The organism is Micromonospora sp. L31 (assembly GCF_052068075.1).
Lineage (GTDB): Bacteria > Actinomycetota > Actinomycetes > Mycobacteriales > Micromonosporaceae > Micromonospora > Micromonospora purpureochromogenes.
The window spans coordinates 581,925-597,752 of record NZ_JBQHDC010000001.1; the positions used below are offsets into that span (position 1 = coordinate 581,925).

Annotated in this window: 15 protein-coding genes; 5 read left to right on the top strand and 10 right to left on the bottom strand. The window is 74.2% G+C overall.

What is annotated here, in order from left to right:
• The first annotated feature begins 62 nt into the window (after nt 1-62).
• Nucleotides 63-524, top strand: coding sequence for an Lrp/AsnC family transcriptional regulator (locus tag ACTMS9_RS02855; RefSeq protein WP_441149017.1), 462 nt, complete (start codon nt 63-65; stop codon nt 522-524).
• A gap of 51 nt (nt 525-575) precedes the next feature.
• Here the strand turns inward: ACTMS9_RS02855 and ACTMS9_RS02860 are convergent, their stop codons facing one another.
• The 9 genes from ACTMS9_RS02860 to eccB all read right to left on the bottom strand — a co-directional run bounded on the left by ACTMS9_RS02860 (nt 576) and on the right by eccB (nt 8,018).
• The gene (locus ACTMS9_RS02860) at nt 576-1,175 is read right to left on the bottom strand and encodes a hemerythrin domain-containing protein (RefSeq protein WP_441164049.1); all 600 of its coding nucleotides are present in this window, start codon (nt 1,173-1,175) and stop codon (nt 576-578) included.
• A 242-nt stretch (nt 1,176-1,417) separates the two neighbouring features.
• Complete coding sequence (locus ACTMS9_RS02865; protein ID WP_441149019.1) at nt 1,418-2,071, bottom strand: C39 family peptidase; 654 nt, start codon at nt 2,069-2,071, stop codon at nt 1,418-1,420.
• Between the two features lie 369 nt (nt 2,072-2,440).
• The gene (locus ACTMS9_RS02870; RefSeq protein WP_154940011.1) at nt 2,441-2,860 is read right to left on the bottom strand and encodes a pyridoxamine 5'-phosphate oxidase family protein; all 420 of its coding nucleotides are present in this window, start codon (nt 2,858-2,860) and stop codon (nt 2,441-2,443) included.
• A gap of 42 nt (nt 2,861-2,902) precedes the next feature.
• Nucleotides 2,903-3,244, bottom strand: coding sequence for a YkvA family protein (locus ACTMS9_RS02875; protein ID WP_154940009.1), 342 nt, complete (start codon nt 3,242-3,244; stop codon nt 2,903-2,905).
• 89 nt (nt 3,245-3,333) lie between these two features.
• Nucleotides 3,334-4,131 carry a hypothetical protein gene (locus ACTMS9_RS02880; RefSeq protein ID WP_441164050.1) on the bottom strand — a complete coding sequence of 266 codons (798 nt, stop codon included), beginning with the start codon at nt 4,129-4,131 and terminating at the stop codon, nt 3,334-3,336.
• Nucleotides 4,132-4,264: 133 nt separating this feature from the next.
• Entirely contained in the window at nt 4,265-4,609 is a 345-nt protein-coding gene (locus tag ACTMS9_RS02885; RefSeq protein ID WP_441149021.1) for a hypothetical protein, read from the bottom strand.
• Between the two features lie 226 nt (nt 4,610-4,835).
• Entirely contained in the window at nt 4,836-6,086 is a 1,251-nt protein-coding gene (locus ACTMS9_RS02890; protein WP_441164051.1) for a WXG100 family type VII secretion target, read from the bottom strand.
• A complete protein-coding gene (locus tag ACTMS9_RS02895) occupies nt 6,079-6,447 on the bottom strand; it encodes a hypothetical protein (RefSeq protein WP_210774881.1) in 369 nt (122 codons plus the stop codon). Before ACTMS9_RS02895 ends, ACTMS9_RS02890 begins: the two co-directional genes overlap by 8 nt.
• A 98-nt stretch (nt 6,448-6,545) precedes the next feature.
• Complete coding sequence (gene eccB, locus ACTMS9_RS02900) at nt 6,546-8,018, bottom strand: type VII secretion protein EccB (RefSeq protein ID WP_441149023.1); 1,473 nt, start codon at nt 8,016-8,018, stop codon at nt 6,546-6,548.
• A gap of 163 nt (nt 8,019-8,181) precedes the next feature.
• Between eccB and ACTMS9_RS02905 the strand changes: the two genes are divergently transcribed.
• Nucleotides 8,182-9,363 carry a type VII secretion protein EccE gene (locus tag ACTMS9_RS02905; protein WP_441164052.1) on the top strand — a complete coding sequence of 394 codons (1,182 nt, stop codon included), beginning with the start codon at nt 8,182-8,184 and terminating at the stop codon, nt 9,361-9,363.
• Here the strand turns inward: ACTMS9_RS02905 and eccD are convergent.
• Nucleotides 9,347-10,744 (bottom strand): type VII secretion integral membrane protein EccD, encoded by a 1,398-nt coding sequence (gene eccD, locus ACTMS9_RS02910; RefSeq protein ID WP_357617576.1) that lies wholly within the window; start codon nt 10,742-10,744, stop codon nt 9,347-9,349. The two genes, ACTMS9_RS02905 and eccD, sit on opposite strands and share 17 nt — an antisense overlap.
• 169 nt (nt 10,745-10,913) lie before the next feature.
• Between eccD and eccCa the strand changes: the two genes are divergently transcribed.
• The 3 genes from eccCa (at nt 10,914) to ACTMS9_RS02925 (ending at nt 15,749) form a co-directional block, all read left to right on the top strand.
• The gene (gene eccCa, locus ACTMS9_RS02915) at nt 10,914-14,876 is read left to right on the top strand and encodes a type VII secretion protein EccCa (RefSeq protein WP_441164053.1); all 3,963 of its coding nucleotides are present in this window, start codon (nt 10,914-10,916) and stop codon (nt 14,874-14,876) included.
• A gap of 257 nt (nt 14,877-15,133) precedes the next feature.
• The gene (locus ACTMS9_RS02920; protein ID WP_088964212.1) at nt 15,134-15,442 is read left to right on the top strand and encodes a WXG100 family type VII secretion target; all 309 of its coding nucleotides are present in this window, start codon (nt 15,134-15,136) and stop codon (nt 15,440-15,442) included.
• Between the two features lie 28 nt (nt 15,443-15,470).
• Entirely contained in the window at nt 15,471-15,749 is a 279-nt protein-coding gene (locus tag ACTMS9_RS02925; protein ID WP_377604913.1) for a WXG100 family type VII secretion target, read from the top strand.
• The last annotated feature ends 79 nt before the right edge of the window (nt 15,750-15,828 follow it).

Here is a 15,828-nt window from a genome sequence, read left to right on the forward strand (position 1 = left end):
AACATGACCGAACCACAGTCGGTCAGTCCATGATTCGGCCGGATAGGATTCGAGGAGGCTCGGTGGACGACACCGACCGCGAGTTGCTGGCGGCCCTGCAACGGGACGCCACCCAGTCGTACGCCGCGCTCGCCGCGACGGTCGGGCTCTCCACCGGCGCGGCGCACGAGCGGGTCCGCAAGCTGCGGGAGCAGGGGGTCATCCGGCGTACGACGGTGGACGTCGATCCGGCGGCGGTGGGGCGGGGCGTGCTGGCCTTCGTGATGGTCGAGGCGAACGCCTGGATGGGGGACTCGCCCACCCACGAGGCCCTGGCCGCCCTGCCCGAGGTGGAGGAGGCGCACGTGGTGGCCGGCCCCGCCTCCGTGCTCGTGAAGATCCGCGTGGGCACCCCGGAACAGCTCCAGGCCAGCCTCCGCCGGCTGTTCGGCGTCGAGGGGGTCACCGGCACCCGGACCATCGTCGTGCTGGAGACGTTCTTCGAACGCCCGCTCGATCCCCGCCCGCCGACGGCCGTCCCCTGAACGACGCGACGGCCAGGCCCGTCGGGCGTGGCCGTCGCGAGACGATCGGTGTCAATGCTGCTTCTCGCGCAGCTCCGCCATCGAGGTCGGGCGGCCGCTGAGCGCGTCGCGCATCCGGTCCACCAGGCCGGCGCCGGGGGCGAGCAGCTTGTTCGCCGGCGGGTGGTCCGGGGCGGCCGGGTGCGGGCGGGTCGGGGCCGACTTCTTCGCGGCCTGCACCTTGCCGGCGAGCTCGACCAGTTCCTCGCGCGCCACCGCGGCCCGCAGGCGCGGGAAGAGGTCGGCCTCCTCGTCCTCGATGTGGTGTCGGATCGTGCCGGTCAGGTGGGCGAGCAGCTCGTCGAAGCGCGGGTCGGACGGATCGACGGACTCCAGCTCCTTCATGGTCCGCTCGGCCTCGGCGTGCTCGGAGATCTCGTGCTCGGCGACCTGCTTGCCGTCCGGCAGTGCCTTGCGGGCGGTCGGGTAGACGTACGCCTCCTCGGCGACGGAGTGCCGGACCAGCTCGGCGATCACCACGTCGGCCAGCTGACGGCGGTGCTCCGGCGTGCCCCGGCGGCTCTCCAGCTCGACGAAGATCGACTCGACCTCGCGGTGGTCGGAGATCAGCACGTCCACGACGTCCTGGTGGCTCTTCTCGTGATGGCTCATCTGGTGCCCCTTACCGGTTGCGGACGGTCGGATGGGGGGCAGGTACCCGTCCGTGGCCGACCGAATCCCCTCCGGCGCGATCCGACGGGGCCGGGTCGCCGCCGCCGGCCGGACGGGCCGGGATGGCCGTTGTGGCGCCGGCATCTTGGGGCCTGTCGGTGCGGGCCTCGGCCGCCGCGGAACAGCGACGAGGGCCGGCCTCCCCTGTCGGGGAGGCCGGCCCTCAATCGATCAGGTCGGGATCAGGAGCTGTAGCCGCGGCCCGCGATCCAGTTGGCCAGCTCGGCCACGTCCATCCAGTACTCCTGGACGTCCGGCGCGGCCGGGTCGGCGATCTTGACGGTGTTGCCGTCGTCCTTGTACTCCACCACCGTCAGGTAGTGACCGGGGTAGTAGTGCTCGACGCCGTCGACGTCGACCGCACCGCCGAGGATGTTGGCCACCACCGGGTCACCGGCGTCCACCGCCGCCTTGACGTCGGCCCGGAGCCGCTCGATCTGCTCCTTGGACGCGACCTCGTCGCTGATCTCGGTGGTCTTGTACCGGCCGCCGGTGTACTCGTTGAGCACCCGGGTGACGTCGATGGCCGAGTCCGTGCCGTTCTCGGTGGTGCCGAGCTTCTCGGCCAACTCGTCCTGGCTGACCGCCTTGCCGTCGGCCGACAGCGCCATCCGGGTCGACGCCGGGCCGCAGTAGAAGAAGTTCGGCTGCGCCTGGTACTCGTAGCCGGCGCGGCGCTCGCCCTTGCCCTTGCCCTTGCCCTTCTCGGACACGACGGACGCGGACGCCTTCTCGACCGGCGCGGCCTGCGCGGCCACGGCGGGGCCGACGATGGCGCCACCGGTCATGACCAGGCCGGCGACGGAGAGCATGCCGTTACGGAAAATCGTCTTCATGGTCGAAGCTCCATTCGGGGGGTTTGCCGCCCGGTCGTGGAGACTCGGACGCAAGCACCGGGAAAGGCGCTCGGATCATCAGGGGACGCGGACTCACTCGGCCCGCGCTCACCAGCAACGCAACGACCGCCAGCCCGGACCCATTCCGGCGCGGTCGTACGGACAATCCAACGACCCGCCCCACCCCCTGATTCCGCCTCCCCCGTGGCCCCCTCACCCCCGCCCACCCGCAAACCCGACAACCGGGCCGAGACCTCACACCGCCCAAGACTGGCGCACTTTCACGGAACGAGTGGCTATTCAGCGCGGAACAGCCACTCCTTCCGTGAAAGTGCGGACCGAGGAGGGCGGGGGTGGGGGGCGGGGGGGTCAGGTGGGTGGGGGGAGGCTGCCGAGGAGGCGGGTGACGGCGATCTCGATGACGACGCGTTCGGGGTTGGGACGGGGCTGGCGGTAGCGCTCGGCGTACCGGCGCTCGGCCTCGGCCACCGACGCCGGGTCGGTGCGGAGGGTCGCCCGGCCCTCGATGGTCAGCCACCACCGCCCGTCGAGGTGGCACACCGCGACGGGCGTGCCCTCGGGGCCGGCGGCGGCGACGTGCCGGGCCTTGGCGGAGCCGCCGGAGGTGATCACCCGGGCCAGCCCGGCGTCCGGGTCGAACGTGACCCCCACCGGCACCACGTGCGGGGTGCCGTCGGCGCGCAGGGTGGTCAGCGTGGCGAGGTGCCGCTCCCGGCAGAACGCGACGACCCGCTCGTCGTGCGGGTCCAACCGATGGTCGCCGGCCATGTCCGTCCCCTTCCTCCCCCGGTGCTCGGCCGGCCCGCACGATCATGGCACGGGACGGCGTACCCGGTCCTGACCAGGGGGAGTGTCCGGCTGGCCGGGCAGCCGGCGGGCCTGCGCCCGGCGCTGGTGGGCCAACCGGGTCAGGTAGATCAGCGCCCCGGCGAGGATCCCCATGTCGTCCAGGTAGATCGGGTCGGGCAGCACGTCCACCGGGAGGATCGTGTAGATCAGCGCGCCGTAGAAGGCCACCTTGCCCCCGACGCCGAGCGTGCCGAGCAGCCGGCGGGTGCGGACCACCCGGATCGCCAGCAGCACCGCGCCGACCAACGTCGCCAGCGCCAGGATGCCGCCGATGACGACGAGGACCAACGTCTCGCGGGACATGCCGTCACGCTAGCCGAACCCCGCACCCACCGCCGACGAGCGCGGCGGTGAGAGACCCGGCGGTTGACTGCCGCCGAGCCGGCTCGCGGTCAGTAGGCGGCGACGGCGGCCCGACCCCGGGCCACGCCCGCCGACTCCCGGGCCGGCTCGGCCGCCGGCCGCCGGGTCTCCGGCATCGGCACCACCGACTCGACCTCCTCCGGCCTGCGGTCCAGCGCGGCGAACGCCTCCTCGCGCAGGCTGCGCGCCGCCGCCACGGTCAGCTCGGCCGCCCGCCACGCCGCCCGCTCCCGCTCCGACGCGGCCCGGTGCCGGGCGGCCAGGTTGTCCCGGATGGCGCGGCGCAGCACCAGCTCCTGCTCGACCGGGTGCCGCCGTGGGTCCCAGCCGTTGCGGTGGGCGAAGACGTCGCTGAGCTGCTCCACCGAGAGCTCCTTGCGCCAGTACGCGTCCAGCGCGGCCCGGTGCAGGTACCGCTCCCGGTCGGCGTACTCGGCCGGGGTGCGGACCGTGCCGGGCAGTGGCATCGCGGCGGCGGCGGACAGCCGGCGGACATCCGCCTCGGCCGCCTCGTACGCCGCCCAGGCCGCCTCGACCTCGTCCTGGGCGGCCAGCCACTCGGCGCGCCGCCGCCCGGCGGTGGCCGACGCGCGCTCGGCGGCGACCGCCACCTCGCCGGCGTACCGGGTGCGTTCCCGTTCCTCCTCGGCCAGCTCCATGGTGCTGGGCAGCGCGGCCTGCCGGATCCGGCCGGCGACGGCGGAGCGCAGCCAACCCGGACGGGCGACCAGCGCGCCGAAGGCGACGGCCGCGACGGCGAGCAGTACCAGCCAGATCACGGCGGCGGCGGGGACGTCGGGCAGGACGGAGGAGAAGACGGTCTGCATCACCAGCACCTCACGGCGGGGATCGATGTGGACGGGCGGCCGGGCGAGCGGAGCGGCGGGCGTACCCGGGGCGGACCGCGCGGCGCGGCGGGTGGCGCGGCGGTGGTCCGGCGCCGGGCGGGCGCCGCGTGGCTCAGCGCCGGGGCGGGCCGCGCCGGCCGGTGGCGTCCCGGACCGGGTCCGTCGTCGTCGCCGGCGCCGCGAGCGGCCGGTCGGGCGAGGCGGCGTCACGCCGGGCCGGGATCGGCCGGGCGGAGGAGTCGGCGGGCTGTTCGTCGGTCGGCCGGGCGGTGGCCGGCGACTCGGCCACCCGGGCGGCCGACACGGCGGGCCGGGTCGGCGCGGCGGCGGCCGGGCCGGTCGTCGGGGCGAGGACGCCGCCGAGACCGACCGCGAGCACCAGGGCGGTCAGCGCCAGCCGGGTCAGGTCGCGCAGCGTCGCCCGCCGAAAGGGGCGGGTGGACGCTACGGGCAGCACCTCTCCAACCTATCGCCACCCAGGGGCCGGTGCAGCGGACCAACAGCGTTCATCGGCGTGACCCGAACCACTCGTCCTACGTGGACTCACCACTCGTCGGGACGGTGGGGCCGCGTTGGCTTCCGCTGAGCACGGCGGGGCCGGGCGACTTCTGCCGACCAGATGTCCCGGAACGAGAAGCGGCCCACCCGGTAACTCCCGGGTGGGCCGCTCGTCGTGCGTCAGGTCAGCGGTCGCCGCCGAGCACCGGCGGGGTGGTGTCGGCGCCGTCGTGCCACACCATCTCGTCCTCGGTGAGCCAGGTCAACCGCTCGTCGCTCTCGTCCTCGCCGTGCTGCCCGCGCCCGCCGATCACGCCGTTGCGGCCGGCGCCGCCGGCCGTGGCCGCCCGGTTGGTGCCGGGCCGGCCGCCGCCGTTGGCGCTGCCCAGCTGGCCCGAGGCCAGCCGGCCGGTGCCGGCGGCGGACCGGTTCTCCATGCCGGTGGCGCCGGTGGCCGGCCGGACCGGCGTCGGGGCGGATGGCCGGCCCGAGGAGGCCAGCGCGCCGGTGCCGAGCACCCCGCCGGCCGCGATGCCGGCGGCCGCGCCGAACGCCATGCCCGAGCCGCCGCCCGTCGCTCCCGCGCCGGCCAGGCCGGCGCCCCCGGCGAGTGCGCCGCCGGTGAGCGGTTCGGCGCCCGCGAGCGAGGTGCCGGTGCCGACGAGCCCACCGCCGGTGACCGGCGTGGTCGTCGTACCCGTGCCGTTGCCGCCCGTGCCGGTGTCGCCGGAACCGGTCGTCGGACCGTGCGCCGGGCTGCTGGGGGTGGACACCGTGGCGCTGCCGCCCGGACCGGCGATCCCGGTGCCGGGCGCGGACGCCGGGCTGCCCACCGACGGGCCGGCCTTGGTCGTGGCGCCGTTCCGGTCGGCCTCACCGGGCAGTCGCGGCGGCGGGGCCGGCGGGTCGACGACCCGGCCGTACGAGGCGGCCTCGTAGCCCGTGGCCAGGTCGGCCACCACCTGCACCATCCGCTGGTGGGCCTTCTCCTGCTCGGCCTTGTCCTGCTGGTGGCCCAGGATGCCGCCGACGATCATGCCTGGCACGCCGAGGATCAGGCCCTTGGTCGCCCCGTCCACCGCCTTGTCGTGGTCGTCGGTGGCCTCCGGGCTTTCCGCGTTGCGCTGGGCGGTGCGCAGCTGGCCGGCCATCAGGGAGAGCGCCTGCCGCACCTCGGCCGTGCCCTCGGCCAGGTCGGACGAGTAGCGCACGACCAGGGAGAGGCGGTCGTGGAACTCCCGCGCGGCGTCGCCCGTCCAGGCCGGGGCCAACTTGTCCAGGTCGGCGCCGAGATCCCGGGCGAGGTTGTCGAGCGTGTCCCGCAGGGAACTCCACTGGCTGGCCAGGTTGTCGATCTGCTGCGGGTCGCCGGCGTGCACCGCGTCGTACAGCTCGCGGTGGCTGACATGCTGATAGCGCTGGGTGTACTCAGACACGACGGTCCCCCCGCTCCTTGAGCGCCTCGTCCACCCCGTTGAGCGCGGCCTCGATGTCGGCGGCGTTCGCCGCGTTGCGCGCCTCGGTGGTGCGGTAGTTCGTCATGATCGTGTGGGTCGCCGTCCGGGACGCCTCGACGGCGCGGCGCAGCCGGGCGACCTGCTCGGCATAACTCGCCTGGATCTCGCTGTAGCGGCGGGCGTTGCTGCTGGCATCGGTGAACGTGCCGAGCGCGGGCGGGGTGCACTGGAGCTCGGTGTTGAGCTTCTTCAGCGCCGCCTCCGCCTGGGCGAGCCGGTCCGCCAAACGCTGGTGAAAGTCCTCCAGGGACAGCACGTCGACTGTCGTACGCCCGGTCATGGCAGCATCCCCGTTGTCCATAGTCGATACGTCGGCCACGCCCAGGTTAGTCGACCGGCGCCAGCCGGGGCGACCCGTGGATCGGCCGTCGGCACCCCTCAACCGCCCTGCGCCGGCGCTCCGGTGGCCGCCTTCGGCTGCGCTGACGGGGTGCCGGGGCCGTCGCCGGGGGCGAAGTAGGACAGCGCGTCCCGCCGCTCCAGGGTCGGGCCGGTCGGGATCAGCGAGAGCAGCGATGCCGGCACGACCAGGGGCTTCACCCCGCCGTACCCGAGCGCGGTGGCCGCGTCGCCGGAGCGCTTCCCCAGCGGGTACCGCACCCCCTGCGGGCTGATCAGGTAGACCGTCGCCCCGGCCGCCGCCTCGGTGCCCTCGCCGGCGCCCGGGGCGGCCTGGACCAGCACGCCCTTGCCGCCCGGCAGCAGCACCTCCTCGGCCGTCTCGACGGCGTCGCGGGAGCCCTGCCGCACCGCCGTCGCGCCGTCCGCGCCGGCCAGCTCGGGCGGCGTCCGGTCGAAGACCTCCAGGGTGGTGGTCGGCAGACCGCCGGCCGGACCGGACCGGTAGCTGGCGCAGACCACCGTCTGCCCCGGGCGGACCGGATGCAGCGCGGGCAGCGCCTGCGGCATGCCGTCGGGCTCCACCCGCCGGTCGGCCAGCTCGCCCACCTGGTCCGGGCTGATGTCGGTGACCTGACCGCCGTCGCTCTGCAGCAGCAGGGCGCTCACCTCGCCGATGGAGACCAGGCCGTCGCGGGTCAGCACGTAGTGCTCGCCGGCGGCCCGGAACACCTGGCCGATCCGGGCCGGGCGGCCCCCGACCGACCGGCTGCTCGGCGTGCCGTCGCCGTCGATGCTCAGCTCCCGCAGCGCCGGTCCGGCCGGGACCGCGTTGAGCAGCTGCGCGCCGACGTCGAGCGCGGTGGCGTTGGCCATCCGCAGCGCGGCCAGCGCCGGGTCCCCGCCGACGATCTGGAGCCGGGAGCCGCCGGTGAGCAGGAAGCGCTGCCCGTCACCCCGGACCAGCACCGCCCGGTCCGCCAGCGGCGTGCCGCCGGTCAACGGCCGGTCGATCACCACCCGGGTAGTCGACCGGCGGGAGTCGCCGGGGTCGGGCACGTCGCAGACCGACCAGGGGAGGCCGACCAGCGACTTGCGGTCCGGCAACGCGTCGGGGGCGCCGACGATGCCGACGGTACGACCCCGGGGCCGGTCCTCGATCGACGCGCGCGACATCGTCCGGGTCGGCGGATCGGCCTCGTTGAGGATCAGCCGCGCCGAGGCGTAGTTCAACGTCGGGTGCAGCACCCCGTCGGCGAAGACGTACGTCGCGCCGGTCTCCCGCTCGATGACCAGCGTGTTCGCCTCCAGCGGCGCGGTGTTCCCGGTGAACTGGCCGTACGCGCCGGCCCCGCCGAGCACGATCGCGGCGGTGAGCACGCTGCCGATCACGGCCATGCCCAGTCGCCGCATCGGCAGGTTGGTGGTCTCGGGGTCGCCGGAGAGCAGCGCGGAGACGATGCGGCGGGTGACGAAGCGGTACGCCTGCACCTGATCGCGGCGGGTCCGCATGTTTGACCTCCGGCGGGGGTGGGTCCGCGACGATCAGGTCCGAACTCCGCCGCGGGCTTCCCTACGATAAGGGGCCACGGGTGGGTCATCGGGACCCCCGCCCGTCCTCCGGCACCGCACCGCCCCGCCGGATGCCCATGATGTCCAGAAGGGACGCTCACCGATGACGCAGCTCCAGGCGCCACCCGGTCGTACCCCCGCCGCCCCCGACGCCGCGGCCGACCGGCCGGTGGTGCCGGCCGACCGGCGCGGGCGCGGCCGGATCGGGCCGGTCGCCGTCGGTCAGATCGTCGTGCTGGAACTCTGCGCGCTCGCCGTCTGGGCCGCGCTGGGCGGGCCCGGCTGGGTGGTCGGGGTGGTCGGTGGCCTGGCCCTGTTCGCGACGGTGGCGTCATTCGCCCGGCGCGGCGGCCGCTGGTGGTACGAGGACCTGCTGCTGCGCCGCCGGTTGGGGCGCCGCCGCGAGCAGGCCCGGGCGGCGGTCGCCCAGGGCGCCGTGGTCGACCCCCGGCTGGCGGCGCTCACCCCCGAACTCAACGTGATCGAACTCACCGAGCGGGGTACCCGGCTCGGCATCGGCCAGGACGGGCGCGGCTGGTTCGCCGCCGTGGCGCTGACCGGGCGGCCCGGCGCGCCGGCCGGTTCGATCGAGGCGTCCGTGGTGGACCGTGCCCTCCAGGTGCTCACCGACTTCGCCGGCCCGGTCACCCTCACCCAGGTCGTCTCGCACACCCTGGTCTGGTACCCGGCGCCGGGCGCGCCACCGGCCGCCCACCGGACGGTCTGGGTGGCGCTGCGCCTGTCGGTGCCGGACGCCCGCACCGAGACGGTGACCCGCGGCGGCGGGATGCGCGGCGTGCACCGCACGGTCGCGGCCGGCGTCGGGCGGTTGGGCAAGGCGCTGAACGCGGCCGGGCTGAGCCACCGCGTGCTGGGCCGGGACGAGCTACGGGCGGCGGTGGTCTCCGCAGCGGGCCTCGACCTCGCCCCGGCGGCGCCCGCGGAGACCTGGACGGGCCTGCGCGGCGGCGGCTGGACGCAGCTCTGCCTGACCCTGCGCAAGCGGCCCGAGGCGTCGCTGGGCACCCTGGTGGACGCGATCACCTCCACCTCGGCCCCGTCGCACACCGTGGCCGCGGTGGTGGTGCCGGGTGGCCGGCCGGTGCCTCCCCTGCTGCGCGTCGCCGCCCTGGACGGCCACGTCGAGGCCCTGGTCAAGGTGGTCCGCGACATGGCCCGCCGGTGCGGCATCCCGGCCCGGCCGCTCGACGGCCAGCACGGGCCCGGGGTCTACGCCACCACGCCGGTCGCCACCGCGGCCGGCACGTTCAGGGTCGGAGATTGACGATCCAGCCGTAGAGCCCGCACACCCAGAAGGCCAGCGGCACCAGCGAGACGATCAGCAGGATCTCGACGATGTCCAGCGTCCGGCCCCAGACCGGCGAGATCCGCTTGCCCGCCACGCTCAGGCCGTAGATCAGGCTGACCACCGCGGTCAGCAGCAGGCCGCCGAGGACCAGCCCGAGCCGGGTCACCAGCGAGCCGCCGGCGAAGGTGGCCGCCGCGGTCAGCGCCAGCCCGGCGGTGCCGGTGACGAGCACCGGGGTGCGCTGGGCGCGCCCGATGAACGGCCGGGCCCGCAGCAGCGACAGCAGCGCCAGCACCAGGCAGAGCAGCACCGCCGGCAGTCGGCCGTTGCCGGCCAGCACCACCTGGCTGCCCAGCACGAGCAGCGACACCGTCCACAGCAGCCCGGTGAGGAACGCGTCGGCGCGCTCGCTGAGCCGCAGCACCCGGCGACCGTCGACCGTCTCGGTGTCGGTCTTCAGGTCGTCCGGGCCGGTGGGGATGGACGGCACGGGCAGCCGGGCCAACCGGTAGGCGGCCATCGGCAGCGCCGGCAGGGTAGCGAACGCGACGGTGGCGACGATCGCGGCGGCGGCCGCCGCGCCGATGCCGAAGGCCAGCGAGAGCAGCGCACCGAGGGCCACCGCCGCGCCGACCGCGACGGCCCCGAAGAACAGCGGCATCCGGTCGCCGACCGCCAGCGCGGCGACCGCGGCGAAGAGCACCACGGCGGTACCGGCCAGCAGCACGTGCGGACTCGCCAGCTCGGTCAGCGTCCGGTCGCCGGCCAGCACGAGCAGGCCACCCACCGCGGCGTAGCCGAGGCCGGCCATGGCGAGCACCGAGCCGGTCCGGCTGTCACCGGCCGCCCGGGACAGCACCGCCGCGCCCACCACCAGCACGACCGCCATCAGCAGGGCGGCCACCGCGCCGGGCAGCTGCGGCGGCCCGGCGAGCAGCGTGACGACTGCGCCCACCCCCAGCGTCACCGCCGCCAGCAGCACCGAGAACGTGCGGGTGGTGCCGACCTGCCAGGTGCCCGGGCGCTGGTTGGTCGCCGTCGCGACCGCGTCCACCACGTCGTCGAAGACGATCTCCGGGGCCGCCGCCGCGCGCGGGTTGAAGTAGAGCACCTCGCCGTCGCGGACCCCGAGCTGCGCGGCGGTACGGCCACCGTCGAGCGGCTGCCCGCCGAGCCGGGCCAGGCTCCAGCCACCGTGCCGTACGCCCTCGTCGGCGAGGTCCTCGCCGGCGTACCGCAGCAGGGTGGGGAGCAGGTCCGCCAGGGGCACGTCGGACGGCAGTGCCAGATCCATCCTCGTCCGGGGTGCCACGATGGTGATCCGGCTCAACCCGCCGGTCGCCGACTTCGTCGCCACTGTGGCCTCCTCGTGCTCTCTCAGATCCACCTCGGCCGGCGGCCTCGCCCCCGTGGGTCCACGACGCCCACGGGAGATTACCTACGATGGCGGGCACGTACGATGCCCACCCGACGACTCAGGTCGGTCGCGAAACCGCATCAGGGCCGCTTCTGGGGAGGAGACAGCCGTGAGCACGGTGGTGTTCCGCCGGCTTCCGCGTCAACCGGGGCCCGCGCTGCCGCGCGGCGAGGTGCTGCTGGAGTCCCCTCCGGAGCTGCCCGAACCGACGCCCCGAGGCATGGGCCAGCTGTTGATGATCCTGCCGATGGTGTGTGGGGTCGGCGCGATGGCGTTCCTCTACGCCGGTCGGGGCGGCGGCATGATGACGTACGTCGCCGGTGGCCTCTTCGGCGTGTCCATGTTGGGCATGGCGATCGGCTCGCTCGGCAACGGCGGCAACGACAAGGCCGAGCTGAACGCGGAGCGGCGCGACTACATGCGCTACCTGGCCCAGATGCGCAAGCGCACCCGGCGCGCCGCCGAGCAGCAGCGGGCCGCGATGACCTGGCGGCATCCGGAACCGGACGCGCTCTGGTCGATCGCCGCGTCCCGGCGGATGTGGGAGCGGCGGATCACCGAGGACGACTTCGGCGAGGCCCGGATCGCCACCGGCCCGCAGCGCCTCGCCGTGGAGATCGTCCCGCCGGAGACCAAGCCGGTGGAGGACCTGGAGCCGATGAGCGCGATCGCGCTGCGCCGGTTCGTCCGGGCCCACTCCAGCGTGCCCGAGCTGCCCACCGCGCTCTCCCTGCGGGCGTTCAGCCGGATCGTGCTGCGCGGCGACCGCGAGCCGGTGCTGGACCTGACCCGGGCGGCGCTGGCCCAGTTGGCCACCTTCCACGCCCCCGACGACCTGATCCTCGCGGTGGTCGCCGCGCCCGACCGGCAGCAGGTGTGGGACTGGGTCAAGTGGCTGCCGCACGTCCACCACAGCGCGCGGACCGACGCCGCGGGCGCCCGCCGGCTGGTCTTCGCCAGCCTGGCCGAGGCCGAGGAGTCGCTCGCCGCCGAGCTGGCCGGGCGGCCCCGCTTCACCCCGGAGGCCAAGCCGCTGACCAGCGCCCCGCACGTGGTGGTGGTGATCGACGGCGGTGAGGTGTCGGCGACCTGCCAGCTGATGGGGCCGGGCCTGCTCGGCGCCACCACCATCGACCTCTCCGGCACCATCCCGCGCGACGCCGGCCGCTGGCTGCTCTGCCTGGACGCGGGTGACGGCAGCTCGCTGGAGCTGGTCCGGGGCGCCTCCAGCTCGCGGCTCGGTACGCCGGACCGGCTCAGCGCCGAGGCCGCCGAGGGGCTGGCCCGGCAGATCGCGCCGTACCGGCTCTCCCAGCAGCAGACCACCTCGGACGAGCCGCTGGCCCGCAGCATGGAGCTGCCCGACCTGCTCGGCGTCGGCGACGCGGCGGCGGTCGACGTGCAGCAGACCTGGCGGCCGCGCAGCCACCGCGACCGGCTGCGCATCCCGCTCGGCGTCGGGCCGGACGGCAACGTCGTCGAGCTGGACTTCAAGGAGTCCGCGCACGAGGGCATGGGCCCGCACGGCCTGGTGATCGGCGCGACCGGCTCCGGCAAGAGCGAGCTGCTGCGCACGATCGTCGGCGCGCTGGCGGTGACCCACTCGTCGGAGGAGCTCAACTTCGTCCTGGTCGACTTCAAGGGTGGCGCGACGTTCGCGTCGCTGGAGGCGTTGCCGCACACCAGCGCCGTGATCACCAACCTGGCCGACGAGCTGCCGCTGGTCGACCGGATGCGGGACGCGCTCGCCGGTGAGATGACCCGCCGGCAGGAGGTGCTGCGGGATGCCGGCAACTACGTCTCCCGGTTCGACTACGAGAAGGCCCGGGCCGCCGGTGAGCCGCTCGCCCCGATGCCGAGCCTGCTCATCATCTGCGACGAGTTCAGCGAGCTGCTCGCCGCCAAGCCGGACTTCATCGACCTCTTCGTGATGATCGGTCGGCTGGGCCGGTCGCTCGGCGTGCACCTGCTGCTGGCCTCCCAGCGGTTGGAGGAGGGCAAGCTGCGTGGCCTCGACACGCACCTGTCGTACCGGATCGGTCTGCGGACCTTCTCGGCCGTGGAGAGCCGGATCGTGCTCGGCGTGCCCGACGCGTACGAGCTGCCGAACGCGCCCGGCCACGGCTATCTGAAGACCGACACCAGCACCATGCTGCGGTTCCGGGCGGCGTACGTGTCCGGGCCGTACCGGGCGCCGGGGGAGGGCCAGCGCTCGTCCCGGGCGCTGGTGCAGCGCCGGATCGTGCCGTACGGGGTGAACTTCGTGCCGGTGCAGGTCCCGCAGGCGCCGGTCGAGGTGGCCCCGGCCGAGGAGAAGCCGGCCGACGGCAAGGCCGTGGCGATGCTGGACGTGCTCATCGAGCGGCTCAAGGGCCGGGGCACTCCGGCCCACCAGGTGTGGCTGCCGCCGCTGTCCGAGCCGCCGAGCCTGTCCGAGCTGCTGCCGCCGCTGGCCGTCCACTCGACCTTCGGGCTCTGCACCGCGACCTGGCCGGGCCGGGGGCAGCTCACCGTCCCGGTCGGGGTGGTCGACCGCCCGTACGAGCAGCGGCGCGACCCGATGATGGTGGAGTTGGCCGGAGCGGGCGGCAACGTGGTCATCGTGGGCGCCTCGCTCAGCGGCAAGAGCACCCTGCTCCGCTCGATGATCGCCTCGCTGGCGCTCACCCACACCCCGCGCGAGGCGCAGTTCTTCTGCCTCGACTTCGGCGGTGGGGCGCTGCGCAGCCTGGACGGGCTGCCGCACGTCGCCGGGGTGGCCGGCCGCCGGGACACCGAGGCGGTGCGCCGCACGGTGGCCGAGGTGGTGGCGGTCCTGGACGACCGGGAGACCCGCTTCGCCCAGCACGGCATCGACTCGGTCGCCAGCTACCGCCGGCGTCGGGCGGCCGGCGAGTTCGCCGACGACCCGTTCGGCGACGTCTTCCTGGTGGTGGACGGTTGGAACACGCTGCGCCAGGAGTACGAGGAGCTGGAGCAGACGATCACCAACCTGGCCAACCGTGGCCTGGGCTTCGGCGTGCACGTGGTGCTGACCGCGGTCCGCTGGGCGGAGATCCGGATCAACATGCGGGACCTGCTCGGCACCAAGCTGGAGCTGCGCCTGGGCGACGCCAACGAGTCGGAGATCGACCGGCGGGCCGCGGCGAACGTGCCGACCGGCGCGCCGGGGCGCGGTCTCACCCGGGACAAGCTGCACTTCCTCACCGCGGTCTCCCGGATCGACAACCGCCGGGACATCGAGGACCTGACCGAGGCGTCGGCCAAGCTGGCCCGGCACGTCGCGGACGCCTGGCCCGGCGCCCCGGCCCCCAAGGTGCGGCTGCTGCCGCGCAAGCTGCCCTTCACCGAGCTGGTCCGGGTCGCGGACCGGTCGGCCCCCGGCCTGCCGATCGGCGTCAACGAGTCGGCGCTCGCGCCCGTCCACCTCGACCTGGCCAACGAGCCGCACCTCACGGTCTTCGGCGACGCGGAGTGCGGCAAGACCAACGTGCTGCGGCTGATCGCCCGGGGCATCACCGAGCGGTACACCCCGGCGCAGGCGCGGATCGTGATCGCCGACTACCGGCGGGGTCTGCTCGGCGCGGTCGAGGGCGACCACCTGCTCGACTACGCGCCGTCCAACCAGGTGTTCAGCCAGGGCCTCGGGTCGATCCGCAGCGCCCTGCAGAACCGGCTGCCCGGGCCGGACGTCACCACCGCGCAACTGCGCGACCGCAGCTGGTGGAAGGGGCCGGAACTCTACATCCTGGTCGACGACTACGACCTGGTCGCCTCGGGCGGCAGCAACCCGCTCAGCGCGCTGCACGAGCTGCTGCCGCAGGCCCGCGACATCGGCCTGCACCTGATCATCACCCGCCGGGTCGGTGGCATCGCCCGGGCCCTCTACGAGCCGGTGCTGCAACGCCTGCGCGAGCTGGACTCGCCGGGCCTGCTGATGTCCGGCAACCGCGAGGAGGGGGCGGTCTTCGGCACCCTGCGGCCGAGCCCGCAGCCGCCGGGCCGGGGCACCCTGGTCCGCCGTCGGGACGGTCAGCAGCTGATCCAGACCGCCTGGGTCGAGCCGGTGTGAGCGGGATGACCAACCTCGATCCGGTCATCCGACAGCGCAAACACGTCGGTCGATAGGTGGGAAGGGCTCGACGGGCGGCGACCGGTCCGTCCACAATGAGTCATGGTGTGTGCGGTCTCGCGCCCGGGCAGGGCTGCGCGCGCTGGACACGGTGGGCTACCGTCTCCTACGGAGTGTCCGTCGGTGGGGTGTTGGCCTTGCCGCGGGGGAGGGCGCGGCAGATTCCGCCGCCACAACATGACGGAAGGGTGTGAAGCATGGCGTTCGAGGTCGAAGCAGCGACTCTGCATACCGCCGCGAGTGACGTGCGGTCCACGCGCAGCGAGGTCGACGGCGAGCTGAAGAAGCTGTGGAACGTGGTCGACGACCTGGCCATCGCCTGGAAGGGACAGGCGTCCACGGGCTTCCAGTCGCTGATGAACCGCTGGAACGAGGACACGGTCAAGCTGCTGACGGCGATGGACAACATCGCCGACCTGCTCGACAAGTCGGGTACGACGCACCAGGTCAACGACGAAGAGCAGCAGCAGATGCTGGACAAGTTCCACTCTGCTCTCAACCCGTGATCCGCCGAGAAGAGCAGGGGAGGAAATCATGAGCATCAAGGTTGACTACGCAGTCCTCGAAAGCGCCAACCAGCAGATGCAGTCCATCTCGAAGACCATCGACGAGAAGCTGGACACGCTGCGGTCGATGCTGTCGAAGCTCCAGTGGGAGGGCCAGGACCGGGCCGCCTACGAGCAGCACCAGGCGCAGTGGGACACCGCTGTGCGCGACATCAACCGCATCCTGAACGAGATCGGCGGTGCGGTCGGCGTGGCGCGCGAGAACTACGTCTCCACCGAGATGAGCAACTCCAAGGTGTGGGGCTGAGATAATCGCCCCGTCGCGGCTCCGGTCCGGCTCGACCGGACCGGAGCCGCACTGCGTTGCGAGTCGTCGAGGTCCTGGG

What these genes read in the sequence shown, in the direction of transcription:
- ACTMS9_RS02875 (WP_154940009.1), bottom strand. Translation starts at nt 3,244, where the DNA reads ATGTCCCGCGAGACGTTGGTCCTCGTCGTCATCGGCGGCATCCTGGCG.
- ACTMS9_RS02865 (WP_441149019.1), bottom strand. Translation starts at nt 2,071, where the DNA reads ATGAAGACGATTTTCCGTAACGGCATGCTCTCCGTCGCCGGCCTGGTC.
- ACTMS9_RS02870 (WP_154940011.1), bottom strand. Translation starts at nt 2,860, where the DNA reads ATGGCCGGCGACCATCGGTTGGACCCGCACGACGAGCGGGTCGTCGCG.
- ACTMS9_RS02905 (WP_441164052.1), top strand. Translation starts at nt 8,182, where the DNA reads ATGACGCAGCTCCAGGCGCCACCCGGTCGTACCCCCGCCGCCCCCGAC.
- ACTMS9_RS02925 (WP_377604913.1), top strand. Translation starts at nt 15,471, where the DNA reads ATGAGCATCAAGGTTGACTACGCAGTCCTCGAAAGCGCCAACCAGCAG.
- ACTMS9_RS02880 (WP_441164050.1), bottom strand. Translation starts at nt 4,131, where the DNA reads ATGCAGACCGTCTTCTCCTCCGTCCTGCCCGACGTCCCCGCCGCCGCC.
- ACTMS9_RS02860 (WP_441164049.1), bottom strand. Translation starts at nt 1,175, where the DNA reads ATGAGCCATCACGAGAAGAGCCACCAGGACGTCGTGGACGTGCTGATC.
- ACTMS9_RS02920 (WP_088964212.1), top strand. Translation starts at nt 15,134, where the DNA reads ATGGCGTTCGAGGTCGAAGCAGCGACTCTGCATACCGCCGCGAGTGAC.
- eccB (WP_441149023.1), bottom strand. Translation starts at nt 8,018, where the DNA reads ATGCGGACCCGCCGCGATCAGGTGCAGGCGTACCGCTTCGTCACCCGC.
- ACTMS9_RS02895 (WP_210774881.1), bottom strand. Translation starts at nt 6,447, where the DNA reads ATGACCGGGCGTACGACAGTCGACGTGCTGTCCCTGGAGGACTTTCAC.